Source organism: Streptomyces solincola, assembly GCF_002982015.1.
Classification (GTDB): domain Bacteria; phylum Actinomycetota; class Actinomycetes; order Streptomycetales; family Streptomycetaceae; genus Streptomyces; species Streptomyces solincola.
Map to the genome: position 1 here is coordinate 1 of NZ_PVLV01000746.1, position 2,711 is coordinate 2,711.

At 76.0% G+C, this 2,711-nt stretch carries 3 protein-coding genes and 4 tRNA genes; 4 read left to right on the forward strand and 3 right to left on the reverse strand.

The window, feature by feature from the left end:
- The first annotated feature begins 233 nt into the window (after nucleotides 1-233).
- The 4 genes from C6N75_RS29895 to C6N75_RS29910 all read left to right on the forward strand — a co-directional run bounded on the left by C6N75_RS29895 (nucleotide 234) and on the right by C6N75_RS29910 (nucleotide 576).
- Nucleotides 234-307 (forward strand) — tRNA-Cys (locus tag C6N75_RS29895).
- 1 nt (nucleotide 308) lies between these two features.
- Nucleotides 309-380: transfer RNA gene (locus tag C6N75_RS29900), tRNA-Val, on the forward strand.
- Nucleotides 381-398: 18 nt separating this feature from the next.
- Nucleotides 399-470: transfer RNA gene (locus C6N75_RS29905), tRNA-Val, on the forward strand.
- Nucleotides 471-504: 34 nt separating this feature from the next.
- Nucleotides 505-576 (forward strand) — tRNA-Val (locus tag C6N75_RS29910).
- 103 nt (nucleotides 577-679) lie between these two features.
- On the opposite strand, the gene C6N75_RS29915 is transcribed toward C6N75_RS29910, so the two are convergent.
- From C6N75_RS29915 to C6N75_RS29925, 3 genes are all read right to left on the reverse strand, one after another.
- Nucleotides 680-958 (reverse strand): TFIIB-type zinc ribbon-containing protein, encoded by a 279-nt coding sequence (locus C6N75_RS29915; RefSeq protein ID WP_105871956.1) that lies wholly within the window; start codon nucleotides 956-958, stop codon nucleotides 680-682.
- Nucleotides 959-1,067: 109 nt separating this feature from the next.
- The gene (locus tag C6N75_RS29920; RefSeq protein WP_407703292.1) at nucleotides 1,068-2,075 is read right to left on the reverse strand and encodes a phosphotransferase family protein; all 1,008 of its coding nucleotides are present in this window, start codon (nucleotides 2,073-2,075) and stop codon (nucleotides 1,068-1,070) included.
- A gap of 148 nt (nucleotides 2,076-2,223) precedes the next feature.
- Nucleotides 2,224-2,430, reverse strand: coding sequence for a hypothetical protein (locus C6N75_RS29925; RefSeq protein ID WP_105871957.1), 207 nt, complete (start codon nucleotides 2,428-2,430; stop codon nucleotides 2,224-2,226).
- Nucleotides 2,431-2,711 lie beyond the last annotated feature (281 nt).

The following is a 2,711-nucleotide window of genomic DNA, read 5'->3' on the forward strand; positions in this document are numbered from 1 at the left end:
CCTGCGCCCGCTTCGGCGACGTCCGCCCCGACCCGGAGCCCGAGCCCGTCCCCGGCGCCTGGCGCGGCCGCTGCCGACCGGGGTCAGGGCAGCACGCTGCGCAAACGCGTTTTTGTGCTGGCCCCGGAATCCGCTAGAGTTCAACACGTCGCNNCTTGCCAAGGTGAGGGTCGCGAGTTCGAATCTCGTCGTCCGCTCGACGTGGGGGATCTTCCCGAACCCCCGCAGCTCCTGGTGGAGTGGCCGAGAGGCGAGGCAACGGCCTGCAAAGCCGTCTACACGGGTTCAAATCCCGTCTCCACCTCCAAGGACGATTAGCTCAGCGGGAGAGCGCTTCCCTGACACGGAAGAGGTCACTGGTTCAATCCCAGTATCGTCCACTGGCCCGCGAGGGCCCCGCGCGATTAGCTCAGCGGGAGAGCGCTTCCCTGACACGGAAGAGGTCACTGGTTCAATCCCAGTATCGCGCACGCACCGCCGACGGCCCCCGGGCCGCGGCCCTGAGGACGATTAGCTCAGCGGGAGAGCGCTTCCCTGACACGGAAGAGGTCACTGGTTCAATCCCAGTATCGTCCACACCGTACGAAGCCCCGGTCGCCCAAGACGCGACCGGGGCTTCGTCGTGTGCGCGCCTGCCCGGGCCCGCCGCCCCGGAAGGGACGGCGGGCCCGGGCCGACCTCAGGACGAGAACAGCATCCGGCCGAAGCCGCGGTGGTGGCCGTGGTGGCCGTGCCCGTGGTGCGGGGCGCCCCAGGCGGGGGCGTGGCCGGCGGCCGGGTAGGCCTGCGGGGCCGGCGGCGCGGGCGGGGCCTGCTGCACCCACTGCGACTCCATCCGGGTCAGCGCCTCCAGCTCGCCGTAGTCCAGGAAGATGCCGCGGCAGCCGCTGCACTGCTCGATCTGGACGCCGTTGCGGTTGTACGTGTGCATGGGCGCATGGCACTTGGGACACTGCATGATCGGCTCACTCCCCTATCCGTCGCGATCTCCGTCGCGGACGCTCACCGCCAGGGACGCCGGCTCGGCCTCCCGCGGTTCGCTCCCCCGCCGTTCGTGCTTGTCCACCTCACCCTACGGGCGGCGGTGCGGACGGCGCCGGGAGGGCGGCGATGCGGGCGCAGGCCGCCACCATCTCCGCCTCGACCTCGTCCAACTCCCGCTCCTCGGACGTCGATTTGGCGATGGCCACGGCGGCGGTCTGCACGGTGAGGGCGCGCGCGGGGACGTCGAGGCGGGGCCAGGGATCGCCGTGCGCCGGTACGGCGGGTCCGCCGGCCGCGCGGTAGGCGGCCAGGAACCGCTCCCACACCCCCGGCGCGAGCAGCCCGGCGGCGAACCAGGCGGCCGGGCGGGCCAGGTCCCACGCCGGATCGCCCGTCCCCAGGTCGTCCACGTCGATCAGCAGCCAGGGCCCGTCCGGGGCGGGGTGTCGCACCAACTGCCCCAGGTGCAGGTCGCCGTGGCACAGCAGGGCCTCCCCCGGGGCGGGCGCCTCGCCGCGGGCCCAGGGCGGCAGCGGCCGCCAGGCCGCCTCCACCGGGGCCGCCGCCGGATGCGGTCCGGCGGCCCGCATCCGGGCCACCGCCAGCGCGGCCTTGGCCGGGCCGCGCATCGGCGGCAGCGGGCGGGGCAGCGCGGCGGTCGGGGTGCGGTGCAGCCCGGCCAGCAGGGCGGCCGCCGCCTCCCAGGGCGCCGCGTCCGGGTCGGCGGGGTCGACGGGCGTGCCGTAGGGCCAGGCGGACACCGGGCGGCCCGCCACCTCGGGTGCGGTGACCGGCAGCGGCGGCAGCAGGACGCCGGCGAGCAGCGGATGGGCGGCCACCGCGAGGCGGGCCCGGTGGGCGGCGCCCCCGGCGCCGGGGGCGTGCGCCTTGGCCACCGCGCGGCCGTGGCGCACCACGGTGCCGTCCGCCCGGTCGGCCAGCACCCCGTCTCCGGCCTCCGACCCGGCGGCGCAGGCGGGGCAGGGGGTGCGCGGTCCGGGCACGGACGGGTGCGCGGCGGACCTGGCCACCCTGGCGAGGGCGCGGACCAGGGGGGCGGCGGGGTGGGAGGGGTAGGGATCCGGCTGCACGGGGCGACCCTACGCGGGGCGCGCACAAGCGGTGGCCGGCAGCTCCCCAGCTGCCGGCCACCGCTGCCGTCCGCCGCACCCCCGTCCCCACGGGGTCGGGCCGGATGTCGTGCGGGCCCGGACCGCTCTTCCGGACCCGGAACGCCGATCAGCGCCCCAGCATCACGCCCACGGACGACGCCTGTGCGGCCACTTGGTCCCAGCCGCCGAAGGCGACGAACAGGACGGCGGCCAGGGGGAGGACCATCGCGGCCGCGACCAGCGGATGGCGGTGGCCGGAGGGGCGGACGCCGAACGAGGAGAACGCCGCCCCCGCCCGCGAGCGGGCGATACTCCGCGCTGCCGTGTCCGCCATGGTCCCTCTCCCGTCGTGTCTGGCAGCGGCGGGCGTCCAGTGCCTCGGGGGACGAGTGCCGCGCCCGCCGCTTGGATACCAACTTAGGGACATTCAGGGCCCGGGGCGTCATGCCCGCGTACCCATCACCGGGCCTCCCGGAGGATGAGCCCGCGCCCCGCGGCGTACTCCCCTGGGTGGAGAAGGACGGCGGGACGTAGGGGACTTCCCCGAGGGGCCGCCCCGGGGAGCGGGGGTGCGGGAGCGGTGACATCTCTCACGTCGGCGGGCCGGGGCCGGAC

Bases quoted from the DNA above. Each gene is read 5' to 3' on its own strand.
- C6N75_RS29915 (WP_105871956.1), bottom strand. From the start codon at position 958: ATGCAGTGTCCCAAGTGCCATGCGCCCATGCACACGTACAACCGCAAC.
- C6N75_RS29925 (WP_105871957.1), bottom strand. From the start codon at position 2,430: ATGGCGGACACGGCAGCGCGGAGTATCGCCCGCTCGCGGGCGGGGGCG.